Consider the following 25,418-nt stretch of genomic DNA (forward strand, 5'->3'; position numbering starts at 1 on the left):
TCAGCGGACTCCGGTCACCGACATGAGCCGGCCTTGCGCATCCCGCTCAGTCACATAGAACTGTCCGTCACCGGAGGGCAGGGCGGCCGCCGCCTGGAACGCCGGGTACTGCCACAGTTCCGGTGCCTGCCGCCGCTGCTTCTCGGTGAGGCCGTCGCGCTGCGCGGTCAGCCGGATGCTGCGATAGTCGCCGGCGAGGTCACCGTCGACCAGGCGCAGCCCACCGTTCGGGGCGTGCACGAGGTCGTAGACGCGCCCGTCGGTGGCTGCCCCGGCCGGTTCCAGCGTGTCGGGCGTACCGGTCTGCCAGGCGATCGTGTCCCGGTCCACCCGCACCGCGTCGGCCCTGGTCAGATCGAGTTTCGCCGGTTTCACCACCGACGGCAGCAGCCGTTCCTGGACGCCCGCCTGCACCCAGACCTCCCGGCCCGCGTCGGCGAACTCCAGCCGCTGGTCGGTCGGCAGATCCTTGGCCTCGCCGGCGTGCATGATGTAGCTGAGACCGGTGGCCCCGGCCGCCAGCGGGATCCGGAAGACCGCACCGAAGCTGTCGAACGACTCCGGCAGCAGCGGCGCGCCCCAGTCGGCGGTGGGGGTGGCCGCACCGTCCCACAGGTGCAGGCCCCAGCCGGTGTAATCGCCGGCTGGACGCCGGTAGTGCAGGATCGCGGTGTTCGGCGCGGGTGCGGGCGCCGGACCCTGGTAGGAGATGGCCGGGTCGCCCTGGTGCAGCCAGATCCCGGGTGTCTGCTGGGGATTGAGCGAGCGGTCGGCGTCGACGTCCTTGACACCGTTGGCGTCACTCACGGTGAAGGTGACCTTCGTGGCGCCGGGCCGCAGTTTGACCCAGGCGAAGCGCCCGTAGGCGTCCGTCCCGGTGAACGGCTCTCCCTGCGGGTCGAGCGCGGCCGCGTCGACGTCGCCGGTGGCGTGCAGGCGCCAGCCGTCGTAGTCGCCGGCGGGACGCTGATAGTGCACGACGGCGTAGCCCGCCTCGGCCCGCACGGTGCCGACCCGGATCCGGCTGGTGGTGGTGGCGGTACGGCCTCGGCCGTCCCGGGCGACCGCCCGGTACTGCACCTCGGCGCCGCCGGCCAGTCCGGTCAGGTCGTGGAACACCCGGTACGGGGCCCGTCCGGCCGTGCCGATCGGCTGCCACGGCCCGTTACCGGCGCGGGCGGAGAAGGTGACGGTGGACAGCGGGTCGCCGGTGACGGCGGCGGTCAGTTCGGTGCGGCCCGGCACGAGGGTCCCGGCCGCGGGTGCGGTGATCGTCACGGCGGGGGCGCCGTCCGCCGCGGGGATCGGTTTCTCGGCCCGATAGGCCACCGCCGACAGCGCCGGCACGGTGATGGTGAGCCGGCCGTCGGCACCGGTGGCCGCCGTCTCGCCGGTGCCGTAGAGAGGCTGGAAGCCGGAGCCCGGGGTGTAGGTGTCGAAGGTGACGGTCTGCGCGGTGGTCGCGTTGTTCACCGCGATCACATACTCGGCACGCTGGTCGCGGTCGATGCGGGAGGCGGCGAAGACCCCGGCGCGGTCGGCGGCGTACCGGGTGATCTGCTCACCGTCACGCAGTGCCGGGTGGGCCTTGCGCAGCGCGCCCAGCTCGGCGATGGTGCGGTAGAGCGGGTGCCCGGTGTCGTGGTTGTCGCTCGCGTGGGTCTTGTCGGTGCCGATCAGGCGGTCGTCCAGGTAGTCCGGTGTCCGGCTGGCGAACATGTCCTGGCGCGAGCCCTTGTCGCCGAGGGCGCCGGTGAAGCCCTGCTCGTCGCCGGAGTAGACCACCGGCTGGCCGCGGGTGAGGAACATCAGCTCGTTCGCCAGTTCGAGCCGGCGCAGCCCGTTCGGATCGGAGCCGGCCTTGATCAGAGTGGCGATCCGGCCCATGTCGTGGTTGCCGAGGAAGGTGGGCAGCCGGCCGGCGTCGGTCCCGGCGGCGGTGTAGAGGTCGTCCTTCGCGTACAGGCCGGCCAGGCTGCTGGCCGGTGCCTTGCCGGTGACGTAGCTCTGGGCCGCGCCCTGGAACGGGAAGTCGAGGGTCGCGGGCAGGCCGCCCCGGCGGACGAACGTCGAGGTGACTTCCTGGTCCTTGCTCCAGGCCTCACCGAAGAGGAAGAAGTCACGCTTGCCCGCCTTGTCCGCGGCCTTGCCCACGCCCTCGGCGAAAGGCCGCCAGAACGCCAGGTCGGTGGCTTTGAGGGTGTCCAGCCGGTAGCCGTCGACGCCGAACCGCCGGATCCAGCCGGCGTAGATGTCGGTCAGCCCGTGCAGCACCTCGGGCCGCTCGGTCCACAGATCGTCGAGGCCGCCGGTGAAGTCGCCGTATTCGGCGTTCTCCCCGCCGAAGGTGGTCTCGCCCCGGTTGTGGTACATGGTCGGGTCGTTGAGCCAGGCGGGTGCCTTGGCGGTGGCGTCGGACGGCTTCTCGAAGAACGGCCGGTGGGGGAACGACTTCTCGTCGACCTTGGGGAAGCCGTGTGTCCCGTCGGCGTAGTTGCGGTCCTCGAAGGGACGACCCGCGGTGTCGCGGTAGGGCGCGGTTCCCTTGTCGGCGTAGGCGGTGCCCTCGGCGTTCTTGATCACGTCGGCGGTGTGGTTCACCACGATGTCGAGGTAGATCTTCATGCCGCGCCGGTGGGCGAGGCCGACCAGCCGCTTGAGGTCCTCGTTGGTCCCGAAGTGCGGGTCGACCTGGGTGAAGTCGGTGATCCAGTAGCCGTGGTAGCCGGCGGACGCGTTCGGACCCGTACCCTGCACCGGCTTGTTCTTGAAGATCGGCGTCAGCCAGATCGCCGTGGTACCGAGCCCCTGGATGTAGTCCAGTTTGTCGATCACGCCCTGGATGTCGCCGCCGTGGTAGAAGCCGGCGTCGGTGGGGTCGTACCCGGTGGTGAGCCGGTCTCCGGTCAGCCCGCCCTGATCGTTGCCGGTGTCGCCGTTGGCGAACCGGTCGGGCATCACCAGGTAGAGCTGCTCGGCGTGGGACGGCCGGTCCGGCGGCGATTCGGCCTGCGCGGCCCGCGGAGCCGGCAGGCCACCGGCGGCCCCCACCAGCACGGGCAGCAGCGCCCGGACGATATGAGATTTCAGTCTTTCATCCATCGTGGACCCTCTCTCGCGATCGCTGGGACGCTAGCCCGGCGGGAGACGTGCCCGCAAGAACTTGCTGTTTTAGCAAGAAGTTTCAGAACCGGGACGGCACGCTGTAGCCCAGATCATAGATCGCGATCAGGTAGTTAAAACTGCAGCTCAACGGCAATTGCGCATGGTCTGAGGTCGATGTACTTAAAGCTCTGCGCAAGCTTAGGGTTGAAGTGGCGGTGATGCATCCATCACTGTATGCGCATCTGAATGACGTCTTCTGCAAGTTCTTGCAGCGGTCTCCGGGCCCTGCCCTTCCTCGTCATCCCTTCACAAGGAGAAGCTCGTGCAACGTCACGCCAGGCATGCCATCGCCGCGGCGGTAGCCGTTTCGCTGCTGCCGCCGTCACTGCCGGCTCATGCCGCCGGGGCTTCGGCCGTGGTGCCGTACGCCGGTAACCCGGCCAGTCTCAAGCAGGACCTCTGCTACCAGATCGCCACCGACCGGTTCAGCGACGGGAACCCGGCGAACAACAATCCGGGCAACGTGCCCGGCATGTTCGCCGACAAGACCAAGCTGAACGACCGGCAGGAGTGGCTCAAATACATGGGAGGTGACTTCGCCGGCATCACCCAGCGGATGGAGTACCTCAAGAACCTGGGCGTCGGCGCGATCTGGATCTCGCCGCACGTCGACAACATCAACGTTCCGGCGAACGGCGCCACCGGTTACCACGGCTACTGGCCGCGCGACTTCAAGCGGCTCGAAGAGCACTTCGGCACCGACGAGGAGTTCGACGCGCTGGTGTCGGCGGCGCACGCCAGCAACATCAAAGTGATCATGGACTGGACGCCGAACGGCACCAACCCGCCGAACCAGGCCGAGGACGGCGCCCTCTACGACGATGGGCAGCTGGTCGGCAGGTACGGGGCGGACAGTGCCGGGCACTTCCACCACGGCCCGGCGATCGGCGACTTCAACGATCGCTACCAGGACCAGTACTACAGCCTGGCCGACATCGCCGACCTCGACCAGCAGAACCCGCGGGTCGACCAGCTGCTCAAGGACGACGCCAACTACTGGATGGACCGCGGGGTCGACGGCATCCGGGTCGACGCCGTCAAGCACATGCCGCTGAGCTGGCAGCGGTCCTTCGCCGACGCGGTCACCTCGCACAAGAGCGCGGCCATCTTCGGCGAGTGGTACATGGGCGACCAGTCCGATCCGCTCTACGCCGACCAGGTCAAGTTCGCCAACACCAGCGGCATCGCGGCCATGGACTTCTACACCAACCGCTCGATCCGCGACACCTTCGCCGGCGCCGGCTCGATGAAGTCCCTGGACGCGGCGATCACCAAGACCAACCGGGACTACCTCTACGAGCAGGATCTGATCACGTTCCTGGACAACCAGGACACCCGGCGCTTCGGGACGCTCAACAGCGATCCGGCGGCCCTGCACCGGGCGCTCGCCTTCCTGCTCACCACCCGGGGTACGCCGTGCCTGTTCTACGGCACCGAGCAGTACCTGCACAACGACACCGGTGAGGGCAGCAACAAGGGCAAGGACCCGTACAACCGGCCCCCGATGGCCAGTTTCGACACCGACACGGTCGCCTACCGGGAGATCCGCGCCCTCTCCGACCTGCGCCGGTCGAACCCCGCGGTGGCCTACGGGGACCACCAGCAGCGGTGGATCAACGACGACGTGTACGTCTACGAGCGCCGGTTCGGCGACAACGTGCTGCTGACCGCCATCAACAAGGGCTCGCACGAGTACCGGCTCGACGGGCTGCGCACCGCGCTGCCGGCCGGCACCTATCGCGACGTGCTCGGCGGCACCTTCGGCGGCTCCGACCTGACCGTCGAGGACGGCGACGGCACCGACCGGTCGACCGTCGCGCCGGTGCTGGGTGCCGGGCAGGTCGCCGTCTGGTCGTACCGGGCGCCGGTGGACACCGAGCCCCGGATCGGCGGGGTCGGGCCGGTCGTGACCCGGGCCGGCGCCACCGTCACCGTCGAGGGCACCGGCTTCGGCTCCGGCGGAACCGTCGCGATCGGCGGAGTCCCCGCGACCGTCCAGCAGTGGACGGCGGACCGTATCACCGCCACCGTCCCGGTCGGCGTTCCCACCGGGGCCGTCCAGGTGACCGTCGGCAACGGCTCCGGCACCAGCAACGGGTACCCGATCACCACCCGTACCGGAAAACCGGTCCCGGTGCAGTTCACCGTTCAGAACCCGCCGGCCACCGCGCCCGGGGAGTCGCTCTACCTGACCGGTGACGTCGCCGAGTTGGGGCACTGGTCGACCAGCCCGGACCAGACCGCGGGACAGCTGCTGCGGGTGCCGAACGAGTCCCGGGGCGTCCTCGTCGCCGACCTGCCGGCCGGGGCGCCGGTCGAGTTCAAGTTCGTCAAGGTCGCGGCCGACGGCACGGTGACCTGGGAGGGTGGTGCCAACCACCGGTACACCGTCCCGGCCGGCGGCACCGGCACGACCACGCTCACCTGGCAGCGCTGACGCCACCGTGCGGAGGGCCCGGCCGTGACCGGGCCCGCCGCACCGGGCCGGGCGGTGGAACGGCCGGGACGGTGGGCGCCGGCCCCGGCGTGCGCAGATCGAGGGCTGCGCACACCGGGGGCTGAACGGCTGGTCTGGCCCAGCGCCGACGGTCCGCCGTCGGCGAGTATCTCACCTTCAGGGCGTCCCCGGACGCCTCGCCCGGCTTCTCCACCAGCGCCGACGGTTACCAGATCACCCCTTGGTGGAGCCGAGGGAGAGGCCGGCGATGAACTGCTTCTGCAGGAGCAGGTAGACCACCAGGGTGGGGATGGCGGCGATCAGGGCCGCGGCGGCGATCAGGTTCTGGTTCGAGACGAACTGGCCCTGCAGGTTGGCCAGGGCGGAGGTGATCGGGCGGCGGTCACCCGTGGAGATCAGGGTGATGGCCCAGAAGAAGTCGTTGTAGATCCACGTGGTGAGCAGGGTGGCCAGGGCGGCCAGGGCCGGGCGGCACAGGGGCATCGTCAGGCGCCAGTAACGCGACCACAGCGTGGCGCCGTCGATCAGGGCCGCCTCGTCGATGGCGGGGGGCAGGGTCTTCATGTAATTCGACAGGACGAAGACGCAGAAGCCCAGCTGGAACGAGACGTTGATCAAAATCAGGCCGGCGTACGAGTTGTACAGCAGGCCGCTTCCACTCAGCCAGGACGGCAGGTGGACGGCCAGGTAGATGCGGTACAGCGGGGTGATGATGACCTGCTGGGGGAGCAGGTTGCCGGCGGTGAACAGGATCAGCAGCGGAATGTTGAACCGGAAACCGAGGCGGGACAACACGTACGCCGCCATGGAGGCCAGCAACAGGGTGATCAGCACGGCCGGCACGGTGACATAGACGGAATTGAGAAAGAATCGCCACATGCCGGATCGGGTCCACGCATGCGCGAAGTTGGACAGGGTCATCTGGTGCGGCAGTGACACGTACCCTGACTGATTGGTCTCTTCGATCGGTCGTAACGCGACGTACAGCGCGAAAACGATCGGCATCAGCCACAACACCGCCATGACCAGCAGGAAGAGCTGCGATCCGGTACGTTTCACCGTTCCTCCCGCCGGAATGCCTGCCACAGGAAAAGGGAGATCGGCACCAGCGAGATGACCAGCAGCACCACGCCCAGCGTGGAGCCGAAGCCGATCCGCTGGGTTTCCCCGACGATGTTCTGGGTGACCGCCACGGACAGCAGTTCGAGGCCGCGCAGCGGATTGCCGTTGCTGGTGATGTAGACCAGGTCGAAGGCCCGCAACGACTCGATGACCGTCACGACCAGCACCACGATGTTGATCGGTCGCATCGCCGGGAAGACGACCCGCCAGAATGTCTGCCACGCGTTCGCGCCGTCCACGATCGCCGCCTCGCGCAGCGCCGGATCGACCGCTTTCAAACCCGCCAGATACAGCACCATCACGTACGGGGCCTGCCGCCAGCTCGCCTCGACGAGCAGCGCCCAGAGGTTGAGCCGGGGATTGCCGAGCCAGTCGATCAGGTTGTCGTTGTGGTTGTGCCCGAGCACCGTGTTGATCAGCCCGAAGTTGGGGGAGTAGATGAGCTCCCAGATGATGCCGATCAGCGCGAGCGACAGCATCACCGGCAGGAACAGCACGCTCTGGTAGAACCGGCTGCCCCGCACCCCGCGGTCGATCACCACCGCGAACAGCATGCCCAGCGGCGTCGCGAGGAGGATGAAGACCACGAGCCAGATGGCGTTGTGCCGGACCGCCGGCCAGAAGTCCGGATAATTGGTGAACGCCTGGCGATAATTGTCGACGCCGTTCAGGCAACCCGGTTGCGGGATGCCGGGCGCGGACGGGAAATCCGCGCAGGACCGCATCCGGATCGAGCCGATCCCGGTCCATTTGGTGAAGGACAGCAGCACGGAGGCGAGCGCCGGGAACCAGATGAAGGCGAGGTCGAGCAGTAGCGGCACGCCGAGCATGGCGGCGGCGACCGCGACGTCGCGGCGGGTGAGCGTGCGGCGGCGCCGGCGGGCGGCCGGCGCCGGTCGAATGGTCGGGGTCATCAGCGGAAAATCGTCTTCGCCTGGTCCTCAGCGCTCTTCTGAACGGTCGCGATCGTCTCCGGGGTCGGCTGGTCGATGAACTGCTGGATCAGCTTGATCATCGCGTTGGCCATGTCGGGCACGGTGTCGCGGTCCATGAACTGCGAGACGCTCTTGCATTTGCCGATCTCGGCGACCGACTTCTTCTGGATGTCGTTGTAGGTGGGTGCGATCAGCCCGTTGGCCAGGCCGACGTCCCAGTGGTCGGTCTTGAGGAACGCGGCCTCGGCCTCGGCGGTGCCGATGTATTGCAGGACCTTCTTGGCCGCGGCGGCGTTCTTCCCCTTCTTCGGCAGGATGAAGCCGTCGGTGGGTGCGTCCATGTAGTCGGTGCCGTACTGCGGGTTGATCGCCGGGAAGACGAAGAAGTCCAGGTCGGGAAGGTTCTTCGCGCTGTAGTTGGCGGCCACCTGGTTGGAGCCCTGGAACATCATCCCGGCCTGCTTGTTCTCCAGAGCTTTGGCGGCGTCCTGCCAGGTCCGGCCGTTGGCGCCCTTCTGCTGGTACGCGGCCAGTTCCCGCCACTGGTCGAAGACCTTGGTGACCCCGGGGTCGGTCCACGGCACCTCGTGCTTCATCAGCTTGATGTGGTAGTCGTAGCCGTTGATCCGCAGGTTGAGGATGTCGAAGGTGCCCAGCGCCGGCCAGCCGTCCTTGTCGGCGAAGGCCAGCGGGACCAGTCCGTCCGACTGCATCTTCCGGGCCAGCGCGATGAACGCCTCCCAGCTGGCCGGGACCTCGTACCCCTTGGACTGGAAAACGCTCTTGTTGTAGAAGACGACCCACGGGTAGTTGTAGAGCGGCACCAGGTAGTAGTGGCCGTCGAGTCCTTTGGAGAGGCTTTTCGCGGCGTCGTTGAAGGTGCCGCCGATCTTGTCCCAGACGTCGTCGATCGGGGTGAGCAGCCCCTGCGCGGCGAAGAACTGCAGGCGGTACCCGGCGAACCAGGTGGCCAGCGAGTCCGGGGTGCCCTGCAGGTAATTGCTGATGTTGTTCTGGAACGTGTTGTGGTCCGTGGTGTTGACCGTGACCGGGACGGTGGTGCTGGTGGTCGCCTGCTGCATCAGCGACGCGAAGGCCGCCTTGGGCGCCTCGTCGGAGTAGTTGGAGCCGAACGTGATCGGCCCGTTGCCGTCGCTGACGCTGGTCGTCCCGCTCTTGTCGTCACTGCCGCAGGCGGCGAGCAGGGTGGCGGTCGCGGCGGCGCCGGTGAGTCCTATCAGGGACCGCCGGGTCAGGCCGGCGGAGTCGAAACGTGTCATGGGTCGCCCTCCGAGCTAGCGGAAACGCACACAGTCCAACGTGACTGGCCGTCATCGAACTCTGTCGGACGGTCGATGTCAAGACATCCGATTGTTACTGCCTGATTGCGGAAAGATCGTGGCTCGCTGGTTGCGGGGATGGCCAGGGATAGTTCATGCCTTACAGGGACATCGACGCTGACGGATGCGTTGACCCAAGATCCGACATTGTCGCGCGTAATCACACGCAGGGGAGTGGCACATGCGTCACTTGCTCATGGTCGCGGTCACCGCGGCCGCCATCGGCACCCTCGCCGCACCCGCCCCGGCCGCCGCGGCCACCACCGTCGCCCTCAACGGCGGCATCGTCGGCCGCGCCTTCGACGGCGTCGGCGCGATCAGCGGTGGCGGCGGCAACTCCCGGCTGCTCATCGACTACCCGGAACCGCAGCGCGGGCAGATCCTCGACTACCTGTTCAAGCCGGGCTACGGCGCCGCGGTCCAGCTGCTCAAACTGGAGATCGGCGGCGACGCCAACTCCACCGACGGCTCCGAGCCCAGCCACCAGCACGTACGCGGCGACATCAACTGCAACGCCGGCTACGAATTCTGGCTCGGCGAGCAGGCGGTCGCCCGCAACCCCGGGATCCGGCTGGTCGCCCTGCCGTGGGCCGCGCCCGGCTGGATCGGCGGCGGTTCCTTCTGGTCCACGGACATGATCAATTACGACGTCTCCTGGCTCAACTGCGCCAGACAGTACGGCCTGACGATCAGCTACCTGGGCGGCTGGAACGAACGCGGCCACGACAGCACCTGGTACAAGAACCTGCGGACCGGGCTCGACAACGCCGGATACTCCGCGGTGCAGATCGTCGGCGACGACAGCGGCTGGGGGATGGCCGACGAGTTCGCCGCCGACCCCACGTTGAAAAACGCGGTCGGCGTGCTCGGCAACCACTACGTCTGCGGCTATCTGTCCCAGGCCGACTCGTGCAGCACCACGGGCAACGCGCGCTCCAGCGGGAAACCACTGTGGGCCAGCGAATTCGGCTCCCAGGACGACAACGCGGGCGTGGTGCCGTACATCCGTACCGTCAACCGGGGTTACCTCGACGCGGAGATCAGCGGATACATGAACTGGCCGCTGATCGCGGCCATCACCCCCAATCTGCCGTTCGCCACGGTGGGCCTGATGGATGCCGGCTCACCGTGGTCGGGGGCCTATCGGGTGGGCCGGAATCTGTGGGCGAACGCGCATTACGCCCAGTTCACCCAGCCCGGCTGGCACTATCTCAACAGTTCGGCCAGCGGATACCTGGGCGGGAACCGGGCCAACGGCAGCTATGTGACGCTCAAATCGACGAACAACACCGACTACAGCACCATCTACGAGACCAGTGGCAGCACCGCGGCGCAAACCGTGAACGTCACCGTCTCCGGTGGGCTCAGCACCGGCACCGTTCACGTGTGGTCGACCGACATGGGCTCGTCGAATTCCGCCGACTGGTTCGTCCGGCAGGCCGACATCACGCCGGTCGGCGCGACGTACACCCTCAATCTGCAGCCGAATCGGATCTATACCGTCACCACGACCACCGGGCAGGGGAAAGGCACCGCGGCGGGTCCGGCTCCGCATGGTCTGGCCCTGCCGTACAGCGACAATTTCGACGGATATGCGGTCCGTAAGCTGCCCCACTACAGCGAGGACATGCAGGGGTCGTTCGAAACCCGGGCCTGCTCGGCCGGGCGCGGCGGGACGTGCCTGCAGCAGGTCGCGCCGCTGCGGCCGATCAATTGGCAGGACGACAGCGACGCCTTCACCCTTTTCGGCGACACCGGCTGGACCAATTACACGGTCAGCCTCGACGTGAACATGCAGCAGGCCGGCACCGTCACGCTGCTGGGCCGGGCCAACATCCAGAACCGTCCGCAGAACCGGCAGGCCGCCTATCAGCTGCGCGTCACCGACAACGGCGGCTGGTCGATCGTCAAACACACCAATGCCGACACGGACACGACGCTCGTCTCCGGCACCCGCGCCGCGCTGGGCCTGAACAGCTGGCACAATCTACGACTCGGATTCTCCGGCGGCCAGATCACCGCCGCCATCGACAACACCACGGTGGGCACCGTCACCGACTATGCGTACGGCGCGGGGCAGGCCGGCGTCGGCGTCGTCGGCTACCAGACCGACCAGTTCGACAACCTCAGCGTCACCCCCAACAGCGGCCCGGCCCTCAACACGCTGCGTGGCGTCGAATCCGGCCGCTGTGCCGACGTGCCCGGCGCCAGCCAGACCAACGGCACCCAGCTCGCCCTCTGGGACTGCAACGGCGGCAGCAATCAGAACTTCACCCTGACAGATCAGAAACAATTGCTGGTGTACGGGTCGAAGTGCCTGGACGTCAACGCCGGAGGAACCGCGGACGGCGCCAAGGTGCAGATCTGGGATTGCCACGGCGGAACCAACCAGCAGTGGACGCTCAACGCCGACGGCACGATCGTCGGAATCGGCTCCGGCAAATGCCTGGACGCCACCGGCCACGGCACGGCCAACGGCACCCTGCTCGAAATCTGGACCTGCAACGGCGGCGACAACCAGAAGTGGAGCCGGTCATGAAACGTCTCGCGGCCCTGCTGTCGATCGGCATTCTCGGCCTGGCGCTCGCCGCCCCGGCGCAGGCGGCGGAATCCAACGGCGGCGTCCGGGTGATGCCACTGGGCGACTCCATCACCGACGGCTACAACGTGCCCGGCGGCTACCGCATCGGACTGTGGCAGCGCCTGGCCGCCGACGGCCACCTCACCGACCTCGTCGGCTCCGGCTCCAACGGCCCGGCCGGCCTCGGCGACCACGACCACGAGGGCCACCCCGGCTGGCGCATCGACCAGCTCGACGCCGCCATCGTCGGCTGGATCCAGCAGGCCGACCCGCGTACCATCCTGCTGCACATCGGCACGAACGACATCGGCCAGAACTACGACGTCGCCAACGCCCCGGCCCGGCTCTCCGCCCTGATCGACAAGATCCGCGTCAACGCGCCGCAGGTGCAGCTGTTCGTCGCGCAGATCATCCCGACCGCCAACGCGGCGAACGAGCAGAAGACCCAGACCTTCAACGCGGCCCTGCCCGGCATCGTCGCCCAGAAGGGCCCGCTCACCCACCTGGTCGACCAGCACTCCGCACTCACCACCGCCGACCTGGCCGACGGCGTGCACCCGAACGCCGCCGGCTACGACAGGATGGCCGCCCGCTGGTACGCCGCCCTGCAATCGGTGCCCGGCAGCCTGACCACCCTCACCACCCCGCCGGTCGGGGCGACCGTGCTGCTGTCCAACCCGCAGTCGAGACGCTGCCTGGACGTCGGCACCACGGTCTCCCTCTGGGACTGCCACGGCGCGGCCAACCAGCAGTGGGTCCGCACCGCCGCCGGCGAACTCCGCAACGGCGCCGACTGCCTGGACGCGACCGGCGCCGGCACCGCGAACGGCACCAGGCTGATCATCTGGCCCTGCCACGGCGGCGCCAACCAGCACTTCACCTTCCACCCCGACGGCACCATCGTCGGCGTGCCCTCCGGCCGCTGCGTCGACCTCAACGCCAACGGCACCGCGAACGGCACGATCGTCCAACTGTGGGACTGCAACCGGGGCGCCAACCAGGTGTGGTCCGCCCGCTGACCGGCCCCGTGACCCCGGTCGTGATCTCCGGGGTTCCGGGCGCGGGAAGTGATCGGCCCGGCGCTCGCCGGCCGGGCCGGGACAAGACCGGTCGCAGCATGCTGCGACCGGTGCGGGCGTGCGGCAGATCGCCCGTCATCCGGCCGGGATCAATCACGGGAGGAGGCAGCGCAGCGCCGCCCGGTCCGCGGAGTGCGGCGGCGATCGCCTCCGCCGGAGTCGTCGTCGGCCGTCCGATCAGGCGCCGCAGGTCGCCGGAGTCGGTGAACATCTCGTCGTGGCTCATGGCGCGGTCGGCGTCCGCAAGGACCTGCGCCAGCTCGGTGGGCACGCCCGCGCCGACCAGCACCCGGGCGAACGCGTCGACCGGCAGATCGGTGTAGCCGATCCGCCTGCCCGTCGCGGCCGAGATCGCCGCGGCCAGCTGCGTGAGGGTGACGGCCTCATCGCCGCCCAACTCGTACGCCCTGCCGTCGTGGCCGTCGGTGGTCAGCACGACCGCGGCGGCGTCGGCGTAGTCGGCTCGGGTCGCCGCGCTGATCCTGCCCCGGCCGACGGCCCCGACGAGCGCTCCGCCCTGCAGTACCTGAGGGAGCTGGTCGGTGTAGTTCTCCAGGTACCAGCCGTTGCGCAGCATCACGCTGGGGAGGCGCTCGCGCAGGTACTCCTCGGTGGCCCGGTGGGTGGTCGAAAGACTGGCGGTGGACGTGTCCGCGTGCAGCATGCTCGTGAACGCGACCAGCGACGCGCCCGCCACCACCGCGGCGTCGATGGCGCGGCGGTGGTGGGCGACGCGCTCGCTCGGGGTCGTGGTGGAGATCAGCAGAAGCTTGTCCACCCCCGCGAAGGCGGCGGGGAGGCTGCCGGACTCCGCGAAGTCGGCCCGGCGGACCTCGACACCGCGGTCGGCGAAGTCCTTGATCCTGCTGATGTCACGGCTGGTCGCGACGATCTCGGAGGCCGGCACCCCACGGGTCAGCAGCGCTTCGACGGTGAGCCGGCCCAGACGTCCGGAGGCTGCAGTGACAACGATCGACATGGCGGTGGCACCTTCCTGCCGCGGGCCCTCCGCGACGTGAAACCACGATGACCTGGTCGCTCTCCTTTGGTAAGGGCGAACTTTCGGGTAAGGTGCCTACCCGGGTGAAAGGATCCAGGTGAGATTGGTGGCGACGATCCGGGAAGTGGGCGAGTCCACATCATCGTGGGACCCGTATACGCGGGGCTGCCCGTCGCGTGACCTGCTCGACCAGATCGGCAGCAAATGGGCCGTCCTGGTGATGGGCGAGCTCGGCAGGCAGGGGGCGCGCCGGTTCACGCAGCTGCGGCAGCAGCTCGGGGGGATCAGCGAGAAGATGCTCACCCAGACGCTGCGCACGCTCGAACGCGACGGGCTGATCCTGCGGACGGTGTATCCGGAAGCGCCGATCCGGGTGGAGTACGAGCTGACGCCGCTCGGCCAGACCCTGCGCGGTCCCCTGAAGGCACTCACCGAGTGGTCGACGCAGCACATCGAGGAGGTTGTCGACGCCCGCAAGAGGTACGACGAACGCACCGGAGGATAGCGGGCTGTGCGGTTCCGCGGCCGTCTGCACAGCTGACCGCACTCCTCTGCGCACCGGGGTCGGCTCTGCTCCCGGGCTATGAGCGCTGTTCCGGCCGGAGCGGGCTTCCGTGGTAGTCGAGTGACAGGACATCCTGTCGTCGCTGTCCGAGATACCAGCTCCCCGCTTCGTCCAGGCCGATCACCTGCCGGAGAACTCCGTGCTGCCCGGCGGGCAGTTCACCGATGACCTCGCCGCGCGGAGACACGATCATGCTGGGGCAGTGCCGGTCGGGGTGGGCGATGTTGGCGGATACCAGGAAGCGCTGGTTCTCGGCAGCGCGGCTGATCAGGTGGCTCCGCCAGACGCCTTCAGGCTCGCGGGTGTTGGCGGCGTTGGTGAGGTAGACGAACAACCGGGCGCCAGTGGTCGCAAGGTACTGCCACTGCTCCGGGAAACGGATCTCGCGGCACAGCTGCATTCCCACGGTGACGGGCCCGCCAGGCAGCGGAATGTCGACGTTCGGCAGCTGATCGCCCGGGTGAAGCCGGCCGCGTTCGTTCATTGCCAGGTTGATCTTCCGGTAGATCTGATGACGACCGCCGTCCGCTGGGAAGAACAGACCGGCGTTGCACCATCCGTCAGGTTGCGGCAGCAGCGATCCGCAGAAGACGTGCACCTGCTTGTCCACTGCCAGCCGCGCCACCTGCGCGACGGCGTGATGGACCGCTGTGGGATCCAGTGCGTCCAGCGGAGTCAGGTCTTCGTCGTAGCCCGACAACATCCCCTCTGGCAGAACGACGACATCGCCGCGATGCGCCTCGTCGAGAACATCTCGCACGGTGCTCAGGTTGGTGTCGACGTTCCAGACGGCGGGGACTTGGGCGATCATGACGGACATTTGCACCGGACCATCGTCATCGATCTTGGATCCGTACGCCAGGACGGATCGAACGCGATATCCATTGAGGTGTCCGGCTGACATGGCCGCGCTTCAGGACGCGATCACCGCCAAGGACGATGAGTCTACGTACCAGGCCTCGTCTAGATCGCCTGGGTTCGGTTCGAACAGGAGAACCGTGCCGTCGACGCTGCGGCAGTCGACGCAGGCGTACATCGCGCAACCCCAGTCGAGGATCGGAAGAACTCCCTGCGGCCATGCCCAGTCAGTTCCTTCACCTTCCGTTCTAGCGGTTAGGTAACGGGACACGGCGGATGCCTCCCCGGGTGTACCGACCAACGGCAGAAGTTGACAGTCCGGGCCGAACCCGGTGCGCGAAGGTCACGGTGTTCGTTGTGAGCGCGTTCCGCAAGTCGTTGTAGTAGGTCGGCGTAGGTATCCATGTGAAGATCATCGCCGCTGGGTGTGACACTTCGGCATCAAGCGGTACCCGCTCGAACAGAAGCTGGCTGCCGAGGTGCAGAGAAACTCGGTCATTCGTGCAGACAACCTCGAACTTCGACACCGGCGCCCCCGGAGAACGGGGTGATCACTCCTCGCAGACCCCCGCCGCGCAGTCCGGGGTCACCGACCGAATGCGCCGCCCTCGATGAGGATGAGCAGGCCGATGCCGACCAGGACGATGGGCAGCAGGACGTGTCCCCAGTTGCTGAGCGCCTCGGCGACGATCGGGCGGGCGGCGAAGAACCGCCCGGCGGCGACCTACACGGCGACCAGGAGCAGGAAGACGACCACGTAGACGGTCATCGCGCCGACTCCCGCGGTGGCGAAGACCGGCACGTAGACGCCGATGTTGTCACCGCCGTTGGCGAACGTGACGGCGGCGAGGGCGGCGATGCCGGGAGCGTCGCCGGTCGCTTCGGTCCGGTCGTCGCCGTTGTCGTTGCGGTGCCGCCAGGCTTGGACGGCGGCTCTGATGCCCAGCGCCAGCGGGACCAGACCGAGATAGGGCACGGCCCGCTCGGGCAGGAGTGTGGCGCCGACCGCGGCCGCCACGGCGACGGCGAGGATGCCGGCGAAGCCGAGGTACTGGCCGGCGAGGATGTTGCGGGTGGTGTGCCGGTGGCCGGCGCCCTGGGCGGAGAACAGGGCCAGGATCAGGATGTCGTCGATGTTGGTGACCGCGAACAGGCCCGCGGCCTGTCCGATGATGCTCAGGTTCATGATCGTCCCGCCGGGATGCCGATGCCACAGCATCCCATGCCGCGATCGTGAGCGGCGGCAGGCGTCGTCGTCCAGGTCCGCGCTTTCGGCCGGCTGCCCGCCCTGACCGCCGCCCGCACCACCGGATAACCTCACGCGTGGTCACCTCGCAGCATGCTTCGAACCATCCCACTGTGGTCTTCTACGGCGACTCGATCGTCACCGGCTGGCGCGGCACGACACACCCGCGCGCCCGCTGGTCCAGCCTGGTCAGCGACGAGCTCGGCTGGCGCGAGGTGAACCTGTCGATCAACGGCATGGGCTACTTCCGCCGCCGCGGCCCGCGCGGCGGCGACGACCGCTACCTGCCGTCGGCCACCGACACGACACTGCTCGACGCCGCCATCCGTCTCGACCCGGACGCCGTCATCGTGTGCCTGGCCGCCAACGACATCCGCATGCTCCCCGAGCACGCCGACGAGGTCCGCGCCGCCATCGACCGCGACCTGACCCGCCTGCGCGACGAACTTCCCGGCCGGCCGATCCTCGTCGTCACCTACTATCCGGTCGCCGAACTCTCCGAGCGCGCCACCCTGATCAACAACTGGGTCGCCGGCACCGCGGAGCGCCTCGGGCTGACCTACGTCGACGCCTTCCGGCGCACCGTCGACGGCGACGAGAAACTGCTCTGCGACGACCACACCCACCCCAACGACGACGGCCACCGAGCCCTCGCCGACGCGATCCTGCCGGCCTGCCGCGCCCTGACGCTGCGCTGATCAGCAGTCCCGGACGGCCCCCGTCGCGACGGTGCGGCCGTCCGGGCACGGAAGAACCCGGTGCCGGCGGCCGATCGGCGTTTCCGGCTGGGCGTTCCAGGGTCAACGTCGGCGCGGTCACCCGCCCGGCCCGGAACAGTCCCGCTCCGGCGACCACCAACAAGACCAACATGATTATTCGCGTACGCATCGGGCGCCCCCCGGTGCGGATCTTCTCGGTCGTGCGGTCCGCCGGCACCGGGTACCTGGGTCCCGGCGCCGGCGGGTTCCAGCGTCATGCGGGAAGCGCCCCGGCTATTTGACGCATTGGGCGCTGATGATCAGTCTCGTCTTGGTCGGCAGGTCGCCCGACGCGTACCAGTTCGAGTCGTTGCCGACCGTCGTCGGTGGAACCGGCACCGACCAGGTCATGATCGGCGGCTGGACGCCGCCGAGGAACGAGGAACCGTCCGGGTTGGCCACGTGGTAGCCGCCGGCCACGGCCAGATAGCCCGCCGGGCAGTACGCGCGCCCGGACAGCGGCTGCAAGCTGGAGGTCTGCGCGACCAGGCTGGTCGCGGTGATCAGCAGATCCTGCCCGGTCTTCGGGGCGCACTTGACGAACATCCGCAGCTTGCTGGCGCCGGCCGGCGGCATGCCGACCAGTTCCCAGCTCCTGCCGTCCGGCGTCGGCCCGTTGCTGAAGATCGAGGTGCCACCCAGATAGGTCGCGCCGTTGAAGCCGCCGCCACCGCCGATCGCGTACCGGTCGACCGGGCATTTCGCGAACGTCTGTCTGATGGTGTTCGGCCGGACCCGGTTGTCGGTGACCATCAGCGTGGTCACGTTGGCGAACTGGGCGGCGGGGCTGCACACGAGCTCGCCGACGACATGGTCACCGTTATCGAACACCACCTGGCCGTCGACGGTGGCCGCGTCGTCGGACGGCGATATCGCACCGAGGTAGGGGCCGCCACCGCCACCGCTGCCGACCAGCTTGGTGCCGGCCGGGCAGGTGACCGTCTGCCTGACGCTGACCAGCGGATTGGTGCTGGTGGGCGGGACGGCCGGGTACATGTTCAGATATGCGTACTGCACCCCGGTCGGGCCGGGTGAGGCGAGCGCCGGCGCGGCGGTCGACGCCAGCGCCAGCGTGCCGGCGATCACGGTGGCCGTCGCGGCGGCGAGCCCGCGCTTCGTCGCGGACAGATAGGGTTTCATCGCTTCTCCAGGTGTCGGGAACATCCTCGACGGTAGGGAGAAACGCGTCCCCGCGAATGGGCAGAACCACGGATCTAACGGGACGGCGCCGCCCGGAAAACCCGCCTCAGGAAACACCGACCCGCCGGCGACGCCAGGCCTGCCTGACCAGACCGGCCTGCCGATCGAACTCCGCCTTGCCGATCATCAGCCCGGCCGTCGGGTCTTGCACGGTCGAAGCTGCCCCAGGGTCAGCGGATCGCTCCTACCCTCGCGGCGAGGCTGCGCAGGCCACTCGGCATTACCACCGGTGCATACAACAACCGCGTGATCAATTCGTGCGATGAGGGACGCCGCAGTTCCTGCGGGGCACGGGTCTCGGCGGCGCACAGCGCTTGCGTGGCGCGGTCGTGACGTCCCTGCTGTTCCCACGCGCGGGCCGTATCCATGCAATAGCGTGCGTACCGCTCCGCTGTTTCCAACGTCGCGACCTCAACGGTGCTCGCATGGTGCAGAGCCGTAGCGCTGTCACCCAGGGCGGTGAAGACGCCGATCTGGTAGACGGCCACGTTGGTGACGCTGAAAACGAGTTCACCGGCGTAGACCGCGGCGCCCAGGCGTGCCGCTGCGGCACTCGCCTCGCTGAGCAGGGTTTCGGCTTCACCGCGCCGACCTGCCTGGGCGCTGGCGTAGGCGGCCGTACACAGCAGCGAGCCGTACGTGGCCAGCTCCAAGTCCCGGGGCTGCGGACCGAGTCGGAGCTGCTGGGCGCTGGTCATCAGCAGAGCGATCGCGTCATCGTGGTGTCCGGCGCGCCGCATCGCGACAGCGACGGATCGGCTTGCGTGCGCCACCGGCGCCGGCAGCCCGCTGGCACGTGCGGCGGTCAGCGCCCGGTCCGCCAGGACCCAACCCAGAGCGTCGTCGTTGCGCTTCACCGCCAGCTCGGAAGCGAGCCGGTATCCCGCGGCCAGGATGACCGTGGCGGCCTCTCGAACAGCGGACGCGCCGTCGCGGCGCGTTGCAGCGGCGCCCGCGATCAGGGCGACCAGATCGCCGGTCAGTTCGTCGTATCGGCTGGTGCTGAACAATCGACGTGCCGATGCCAACCGCTGGGTGAGGATCTCCCGCTTCATCGGCGCCGTGCTCATCGTTTCCGCGCTGAGCAGGTCCGCGAGGTTGGCTACAGGCGTGGCCCGCCGGTCAGGGTGAGGCAGCGCGGCCGCGGCAGCGCTCGCGGTCAAGCCCGACAAGACATCACGTCGTCGCACCGGATCGCCCCTTCCAGCTATGGTCGCACCGACACTAACCCCGCCTGGGCCGATTGCACTGCTCTCCACGCGGGTGAACGCCATGGCTGTCCCGCCAGCCGGCCGGGCAAGACCGAGTAGCTCCAGTGGAATACGCAGGACTCCAGCGACTCGGCGCCGGACGTTAACGTCCTGGCTCGGCGGCTGCCCTCGCTCGATTCGGGAGATCGTGGACACCGAGTAGCCACACAGTGCTCCGAGTTGGGTCTGGTTCAGATCCGCCCGGCGACGTGCCAGTCGGATCACCGTACCGACGTCATCCGCGGCCACCGCGGCCTGTATCCGCGCCGAGCTCCAGAACGCGCTGCTCATTTCCATGCCGGTTCCACCCGCCCCAGCCGCAGTTACCGACAGTGTGCTGCGCCGGCACCAGGTTGTCGACGACTGCAAACCAATTGCCGCCGATAGACAAAACCCTTCCCCCGCCGACATGGCTGGGCGTCAATCAGGACATCACCGTGTCTTGTCGCTGTCCGTGATCAAGCCTCCGGACGGACGAGACGAGGCGATCGAACCTCCCACATCACGGGGAGAGCCGAACCTTTCCGCCGACAAGGAGAAGATTCGATGCCGGTAACAACCGCCGGACTGGCCGACAGGCCCAACTTCGCCCGCGATGCCAAGACGAGCACCGCGTATCTGGACGTCGCCGCCAACACTCACGGCGCGGAGAAAGGCAAGCTGATGCACCGCGCTCTGCAGCGCGTACAGCGCCGAGCGCCCCGAGCCGTCGAGCTCGGTCCGGGCGGCGGCGCCGCAGTCGCCTATCTGGCCAGCAAGCTCGCCCAGACCGCGAAGCCCGATCGGCAGGTGTCCCTGACCTTGATCGAGGCGCCTGGCGTACGTTCGCAATCCTTGACGGACGCGATCGACGACTTCAAACGGATCGGGCACTGCGAATTACGGCATGGGCTCGCGCAAGACCTCAACACGCTGCTACCGGAACCGGTCGACGTCATCTCAGCCTCCGCGCTGCTGCACGAGGTGTACTCCTACGGCACCGGCTACGCCGGGCTGCACGCCATGATCCGTACCCTGCCGCAAGTTCTGACCCCCGGCGGGTTCTTCGCCTACCGCGACGTGTACGCCGTCGACGCGCCCAGCCTGTATGAACGCGCGACCCAGACCTACCACTCTCCGACCTGGCTGACCTTCCTGCGGCTGTTCACACCCCGGTACCTGGCTGAGAGCACCCACCCGTACCACCGCGCCGACGACGAGGTGGTGGCTCGCCAGAACTCGCGGATGGTGCCGCTGGGCGACCTCGACCCACGGACCTGCGCGGTGATCAGCGCACCCGTCGGACTGTTCCGGGAGATCCAACGCCACTACCTCACCTTCCGCGACCACGTGTGGCGTTCCGGCCTGCTCGGTTTCACCCCCGTGCTCGACGGCGACCAGGCAGACGACTGGGTCGACCTGCACGCCGGCCACAAACGGGTGCACTTCCGTATGGGCGGCGAGGTGAACTGGCTTCCCCAGCCGCAGTCGATGATGCTGGCCGCGATGAGCGAGCCCTACCTCGACCACCACACCATCGACAGTGACATCTTCGACTCCGTCACCGAAGTGGCGCTCCTGGCTTTCCTGAACGCCGTCACCGGTGATGCCGCCTGCCGGACAGCTTGGGAGGCGTGGCTGCTCCGCGAAGGCCGCGAGACGTATGCGTACCTGACTGCCGACCAGTTACTCACGGCGTTCGTCGTGCATTCGACCGAGGCTGACCGCGACACCGTGCTGATGCCCATCGTGGCCGGCGACGTCGGCCGCGTCGACCGGCACTACTACAATCGGTTCCTCGCGAGGCAACTCGCCAACCCGCTACGAGACGCCAAACAGCTGGTGCTGTTCTGTAACGTGCCGCGCAACGACACAGACACCCTGCGCAACGGTCTCGGTGTGCTGGCCGAGCGGTGCAGTAAACCGAGCCTGGCTCGCATCTACACGGTCATCACCACGGACGGCGGCACCGCCTCATGAGCCTGATCGAGGTCGAACGCAAACGGGCACTGACCGACGTCGCCGCCCTGACGGGACGGCTGAGGGTGCAGGGCTACCACGAGGCGGCCACCAGCGTCGAAGTCGACACCTACTACAGCCGGCCTGACGTCGACTTCCTGGTCACCGTTGAATGCCTCAGAGTCCGGCAACGTGACGGATTCGCTGAGATCACCTACAAGCCCGCGTCGACCGGTCGCACGCGCTCAGCATCGGGCGTGATCGCCAAACGGGAGACCAACGTGCTCCTTTCCGGGCCGGAGCAGGCCATCGCGGCCGACGAGTTGATGACTGCACTGGGCATGGTCCGGCTGTGCCGGGTGGAGAAGACCCGCACGGCGTTCCGAAATCCTGAACATGACAGCGTGACGGTCACCGTCGATCGCCTGGCCGGCGTGGGAAGCTTCGTCGAGACCGAGGTCATGGCCGTCGACGAGGACGCCGCCGCGAGGCTGCTCGGTCAGGTGGAACGACGACTGGGACTCGTCGACCACGCGGTGGTGAACCTGCCCTACCGCGATCTGGTGCTTCAGCAGGAACGTGCCGCGACTGCAGAATGAGGCCTCACCCAGTCCTGAAACGCCGGCAACTCGTCCCTGGGCGCTCCGGAGTGATGATCAGCAGCGGGGCGGTGGCGCCGGTCAGGGTGGTGACCTCGACGTACAAAATAGGCGTTTTCAGAGTGTGGTTGAAGGAGTCGGCGAGCCGGAACCAGGAACCGTCGATCAGGCTGGCCGGCTGACGCGGGCATCAGGCGAGTCGGCTGCGCTCCGGGACCGGCGCGGCCGGGTCGGGGACACCGGGCGGCAGGTTGGCGGCCGGCAGGGTGAAGGTGAAGGTGCTGCCCGAGCCGGCCGGGCCGTCGGCGGCGGTGATCGTGCCGCCGTGCCGTACCACGATCCGCTTGCAGATCGCCAGGCCGAGCCCGGTCCCGGTGTACCCGGCGTCGCGGTGGGCGCGGTGGAAGTTGTCGAACACGGCGCCGTGCTGACCGGCCGGGATGCCGATGCCGTTGTCGCTGATCGCGATGCGGACCCGGTCGCCGTCCCGGTCGCCGGTCACGGTGATCACCGGAACGACCCCGGGGGCGGTGTACTTGACGGCGTTGCCGATCAGGTTGTCGAACAGCTGCCGGATCAGCGCCGGATCGGCGTGCACCGGCGGCAGCTCGCCGATCCGCACGTGCGGCACCGGGGCGCCGGTGGTCTCGGCCTGGTCGATGCGGGCCACGGCGATGTCGGTGCCGATCGCGGTCAGGTCCACGCCGGTCAGGCCCAGCGCGGCGTCGCGGGCGGTGGTGTAGGCGAGCAGGTCGGTGATCAGGTTGCGCATCCGGGTCGCGGCGCGCTGGATGCGGGCGATGCCGTCACCGGCCCGGCCGGCGTCCGGCCCGAGCAGGTCGGCGACGTCCTCGGCCCACCCCTCGACGGTGGTCAGCGGATTGGACAGGTCGTGCGCGACGATGCCGGCGAACGCGGCCAGTTCGTCGCGGTGCCGCCGGTCGGCGGTGACGTCGGAGAACACGCTGACCGCGTACCGGCGGCCGCCGACGTCGACCGGCAGCGGGGTGGCCCGCACCGACAGGATCCGGCCGCCCGGGACGGCCGGGTGGCTCACCAGGATGTCCATGGCGTGCGGGTCGCCGGTCGCCAGGGCTCGCTGATGGGGCAGGTCGCCCGGCGCGACCGGGGTGCCGTCGAGGTGCCGCAGACCGTAGAAGTCGTTGCCGGCCATCCTGCCGGTCGGACTGCGCAGACCGCCGAGCAGCTGCGAGCTGGCCGGGTTGCGCAGCAGGAAGTGGCCGTCCGCGTCCAGCACGGCCAGGCCCTCGCCCATGGCGTCGAAGATCGTGGCGAAGACGCGGGCCTGCTCGGCGGCGGCCCGCTGCAGGGCGACGCGTTCGTCGCGGCCGAGTGCGACGGCGAGCCCGACGATCGCCACCACGGCGACGAACATCTGCGACACCAGGGCGCGCGAGGTGTGCGAGGCGATCCCGGCGAACTGGCCGTTGCCGTGCAGCGTGAAGACGACCGCCAGGCTGCCGAAGAACAGGTCGTGCAGGATGACGAAGGTGGTGCTCATCCGGGTGGCCGCCCACACCGTGATGGTGACCAGCACGAACGCCAACGGCAGGCCGTGGGTGAACCCGAAGACGGCGAGGTAGGCGCCGGCGGAGACGATCAGCAACGCGCCGCCCTCGACCCAGGTCCGCCCCGGCACCGTGCGGGTCGCCGCGCACAGCTGCGGCCAGCGCTGCCGCGGAGTGCCGGTGAACCTCCCGGCGAGGGCGCCCAGCCGCAGCCCGGCGATCCCGATCAGCAGCATGCTGGCGGAGTTGCGGGCCATCCACACCGCGGCCGCCGGCGCCGAATAGTGGCCGCTGACCAGCCACACCCCGGTCGGGCCGACCAGCGCCCCGCAGAACGTGCTGATGATCGCGATCGCGACCAGGCGCCACAGCTGGTGCGGCCGGGCCACCGGGGCGGTGCCGCCGCTGCCCCACAACCCGGGCAGCCAGCGCTGGTAAAGGACGGTGAAGGTGGCGGCCTGCAGCAGGTTCGCGACCACGAAGAAGCCGGACAGGGCCGGTCCCGCGCCGGTGGCCATGTTGACCGCGACGGTGGCCGCGGCCAGGGCGGCCACGTCCAGCGACCGCCACCGCGACGAGCGCTGGCAGATGAACCAGAGGGCACTGATGCCGGCCGCCGGCCAGACCAGGCTCAGGTTCGTGCCGTCCATGATCGTCAGCCGGCCCGCGTAGGTCGCCACCACGTACAGGGCGGTGAAGACGACGGTGCGCACCACCGACTGGCGGATCGTCACGGGCGCCTCCTCCTGCGTTGCCGATCCCTCTGTTCGGTCGCGGCGCTGTCAGACTGAGCTGCTGTCGTCTCCGGCTTCGCGCGGCGGCGGGGTGCCGGTGTCCGCGGCGGCGGCCGCGGGATAGCTGACCGTGGTGCGGGCCGGGACCGTCGCCACGATCCGGGCGTCGGGCGCGGACTGCGGAAACTGCAAGCTCCGGAATCGGGACATGCGCTGGCTATCGGCCCCGCCACCGTGATCCTGAACACTTCTCCGTCATCCCCGCGCCCGGTAGCGGCCCGGGGTGGTGCCGACCAGGCGGGTGAACGCGGTGATGAAACCGCTCGGGTTGGCCCAGCCGCACGCGGCAGCCACCCGCACCGTGTCATGGCCCTCGGCGAGCAGCACCAGGGCGTGGAAGATCCGCAGCTGGGTGCGCCACTCGTAGAAGGTCATGCCGAGCTCGTCGTGGCACAGCCGGCTCATTGTCCGCGAACTCGCGCCGGCCGCCCGCCCCAGCGCGGCCAGCGTCGAGGTGTCCGCGGGATCGTCGTAGAGCAGCCGGGCGACCGCCCGCAACCGGTCGTCCCGCGGTTCCGGCAGCCGCAGTGGCTGCTCGTCGGCCACCCGCAGCTCGTCGACCAGCACCCGGCGGAGCCGGGCCGCCACGGCCCGCTCCCGCTCGGGGGTGCCGGTCAGCGCCAGCAGCGCCTCCCGGGCCAGGCCGGACACCCGGAACACCGCGGGGCGGTCGCCGAGCAGCCGGGACAGGGCGGCGGGCAGGAACACGATCCGCATGTCGGTGCTGCCGTGCGCCCGGTGCCGGTGCCCGGATCCGGCCGGGGTCCAGCCGACCCGGTTCGCCGGCACGATCGACGTGCCGCTCTCCGACTGCACGGAGAGAACGCCACGCGCGGCATAGACCAGGTGGCCGCGCGGGTGTGAGTGCAGGGCGCTGATCCCGCCGGAGGGCCAGAGGTGCGCGCCGCCGGACGGCCACAGGCGCGAGACCGGTTGGCGGGCGATGGGCATGACGTGGCAGCTTAGCGGTGGCCCGCCACGGTGGCCGGGACGCAGGGTTG

19 protein-coding genes and 1 pseudogene are annotated in these 25,418 nt (G+C 68.9%); 7 read left to right on the forward strand and 13 right to left on the reverse strand.

Going from position 1 to position 25,418, the window contains the following annotated elements; all coding sequences use genetic code 11:
• Window positions 1–3,102 (reverse strand): alpha-amylase family glycosyl hydrolase, encoded by a 3,102-nt coding sequence (locus ACSP50_RS17905; RefSeq protein ID WP_014690650.1) that lies wholly within the window; start codon window positions 3,100–3,102, stop codon window positions 1–3.
• Between the two features lie 325 nt (window positions 3,103–3,427).
• On the opposite strand from ACSP50_RS17905, the gene ACSP50_RS17910 reads away from it, so the two are divergent.
• Window positions 3,428–5,602: an alpha-amylase family glycosyl hydrolase gene (locus ACSP50_RS17910; protein WP_014690651.1), complete on the forward strand. Its 2,175-nt coding sequence runs from the start codon at window positions 3,428–3,430 to the stop codon at window positions 5,600–5,602.
• 234 nt (window positions 5,603–5,836) lie between these two features.
• Here the strand turns inward: ACSP50_RS17910 and ACSP50_RS17915 are convergent, their stop codons facing one another.
• The 3 genes from ACSP50_RS17915 to ACSP50_RS17925 are packed head-to-tail and all read right to left on the reverse strand — an operon-like array spanning window position 5,837 to window position 8,960.
• Window positions 5,837–6,682: a carbohydrate ABC transporter permease gene (locus ACSP50_RS17915; RefSeq protein WP_014690652.1), complete on the reverse strand. Its 846-nt coding sequence runs from the start codon at window positions 6,680–6,682 to the stop codon at window positions 5,837–5,839.
• Window positions 6,679–7,659: a carbohydrate ABC transporter permease gene (locus ACSP50_RS17920; RefSeq protein WP_014690653.1), complete on the reverse strand. Its 981-nt coding sequence runs from the start codon at window positions 7,657–7,659 to the stop codon at window positions 6,679–6,681. Before ACSP50_RS17920 ends, ACSP50_RS17915 begins: the two co-directional genes overlap by 4 nt.
• On the reverse strand, window positions 7,659–8,960 hold the full coding sequence (locus tag ACSP50_RS17925) for an ABC transporter substrate-binding protein (protein ID WP_014690654.1): 1,302 nt from the start codon (window positions 8,958–8,960) through the stop codon (window positions 7,659–7,661). Before ACSP50_RS17925 ends, ACSP50_RS17920 begins: the two co-directional genes overlap by 1 nt.
• Before the next feature lie 241 nt (window positions 8,961–9,201).
• Here ACSP50_RS17925 and ACSP50_RS17930 point away from each other — a divergent pair, with 241 nt between their 5' ends.
• Together ACSP50_RS17930 and ACSP50_RS17935 are read left to right on the forward strand one after the other, a co-directional pair.
• On the forward strand, window positions 9,202–11,559 hold the full coding sequence (locus ACSP50_RS17930; protein ID WP_014690655.1) for a ricin-type beta-trefoil lectin domain protein: 2,358 nt from the start codon (window positions 9,202–9,204) through the stop codon (window positions 11,557–11,559).
• Window positions 11,556–12,620: an RICIN domain-containing protein gene (locus ACSP50_RS17935; RefSeq protein WP_014690656.1), complete on the forward strand. Its 1,065-nt coding sequence runs from the start codon at window positions 11,556–11,558 to the stop codon at window positions 12,618–12,620. The genes ACSP50_RS17930 and ACSP50_RS17935 overlap by 4 nt, the downstream gene beginning before the upstream one ends.
• Here ACSP50_RS17935 and ACSP50_RS17940 read toward each other — a convergent pair.
• A complete protein-coding gene (locus tag ACSP50_RS17940; RefSeq protein WP_014690657.1) occupies window positions 12,535–13,659 on the reverse strand; it encodes an SDR family oxidoreductase in 1,125 nt (374 codons plus the stop codon). The two genes, ACSP50_RS17935 and ACSP50_RS17940, sit on opposite strands and share 86 nt — an antisense overlap.
• 127 nt (window positions 13,660–13,786) lie before the next feature.
• Between ACSP50_RS17940 and ACSP50_RS17945 the strand changes: the two genes are divergently transcribed.
• On the forward strand, window positions 13,787–14,185 hold the full coding sequence (locus tag ACSP50_RS17945; protein WP_052311618.1) for a helix-turn-helix domain-containing protein: 399 nt from the start codon (window positions 13,787–13,789) through the stop codon (window positions 14,183–14,185).
• Between the two features lie 76 nt (window positions 14,186–14,261).
• On the opposite strand, the gene ACSP50_RS17950 is transcribed toward ACSP50_RS17945, so the two are convergent.
• Window positions 14,262–15,065: a carbon-nitrogen hydrolase family protein gene (locus ACSP50_RS17950; RefSeq protein WP_014690659.1), complete on the reverse strand. Its 804-nt coding sequence runs from the start codon at window positions 15,063–15,065 to the stop codon at window positions 14,262–14,264.
• Between the two features lie 762 nt (window positions 15,066–15,827).
• Entirely contained in the window at window positions 15,828–16,424 is a 597-nt protein-coding gene (locus tag ACSP50_RS17955) for a cadmium resistance transporter (protein ID WP_231956963.1), read from the reverse strand.
• A 38-nt stretch (window positions 16,425–16,462) separates the two neighbouring features.
• On the opposite strand from ACSP50_RS17955, the gene ACSP50_RS17960 reads away from it, so the two are divergent.
• Window positions 16,463–17,047 carry an SGNH/GDSL hydrolase family protein gene (locus tag ACSP50_RS17960; protein ID WP_052311619.1) on the forward strand — a complete coding sequence of 195 codons (585 nt, stop codon included), beginning with the start codon at window positions 16,463–16,465 and terminating at the stop codon, window positions 17,045–17,047.
• Between the two features lie 294 nt (window positions 17,048–17,341).
• On the opposite strand, the gene ACSP50_RS17965 is transcribed toward ACSP50_RS17960, so the two are convergent.
• The 3 genes and pseudogenes from ACSP50_RS17965 to ACSP50_RS45065 all read right to left on the reverse strand — a co-directional run.
• On the reverse strand, window positions 17,342–18,247 hold the full coding sequence (locus ACSP50_RS17965) for a hypothetical protein (protein ID WP_014690662.1): 906 nt from the start codon (window positions 18,245–18,247) through the stop codon (window positions 17,342–17,344).
• Window positions 18,248–18,477: 230 nt separating this feature from the next.
• Window positions 18,478–19,497 (reverse strand): hypothetical protein, encoded by a 1,020-nt coding sequence (locus tag ACSP50_RS17970; RefSeq protein ID WP_043514559.1) that lies wholly within the window; start codon window positions 19,495–19,497, stop codon window positions 18,478–18,480.
• 177 nt (window positions 19,498–19,674) lie between these two features.
• Window positions 19,675–19,968: pseudogene (locus ACSP50_RS45065) on the reverse strand (multiprotein-bridging factor 1 family protein); the annotation flags it as partial.
• Window positions 19,969–20,103: 135 nt separating this feature from the next.
• Between ACSP50_RS45065 and ACSP50_RS17975 the strand changes: the two are divergent.
• Entirely contained in the window at window positions 20,104–21,516 is a 1,413-nt protein-coding gene (locus tag ACSP50_RS17975) for a hypothetical protein (RefSeq protein ID WP_014690664.1), read from the forward strand.
• Window positions 21,513–22,094: a class IV adenylate cyclase gene (locus ACSP50_RS17980; protein ID WP_014690665.1), complete on the forward strand. Its 582-nt coding sequence runs from the start codon at window positions 21,513–21,515 to the stop codon at window positions 22,092–22,094. Before ACSP50_RS17975 ends, ACSP50_RS17980 begins: the two co-directional genes overlap by 4 nt.
• Before the next feature lie 190 nt (window positions 22,095–22,284).
• Here ACSP50_RS17980 and ACSP50_RS17985 read toward each other — a convergent pair whose 3' ends face one another.
• From ACSP50_RS17985 to ACSP50_RS17990, 3 genes are read right to left on the reverse strand one after another with little or no spacing between them, the layout of a single operon-like run.
• On the reverse strand, window positions 22,285–24,357 hold the full coding sequence (locus ACSP50_RS17985; RefSeq protein ID WP_014690666.1) for an ATP-binding protein: 2,073 nt from the start codon (window positions 24,355–24,357) through the stop codon (window positions 22,285–22,287).
• Between the two features lie 48 nt (window positions 24,358–24,405).
• Window positions 24,406–24,567 carry a hypothetical protein gene (locus ACSP50_RS41980; protein WP_014690667.1) on the reverse strand — a complete coding sequence of 54 codons (162 nt, stop codon included), beginning with the start codon at window positions 24,565–24,567 and terminating at the stop codon, window positions 24,406–24,408.
• Between the two features lie 45 nt (window positions 24,568–24,612).
• Complete coding sequence (locus ACSP50_RS17990; protein WP_014690668.1) at window positions 24,613–25,368, reverse strand: helix-turn-helix transcriptional regulator; 756 nt, start codon at window positions 25,366–25,368, stop codon at window positions 24,613–24,615.
• Between the last annotated feature and the right edge of the window lie 50 nt (window positions 25,369–25,418).

The sequence above is a fragment of the Actinoplanes sp. SE50/110 genome, from assembly GCF_900119315.1.
In the GTDB taxonomy this organism is placed as follows: Bacteria; Actinomycetota; Actinomycetes; order Mycobacteriales; family Micromonosporaceae; genus Actinoplanes.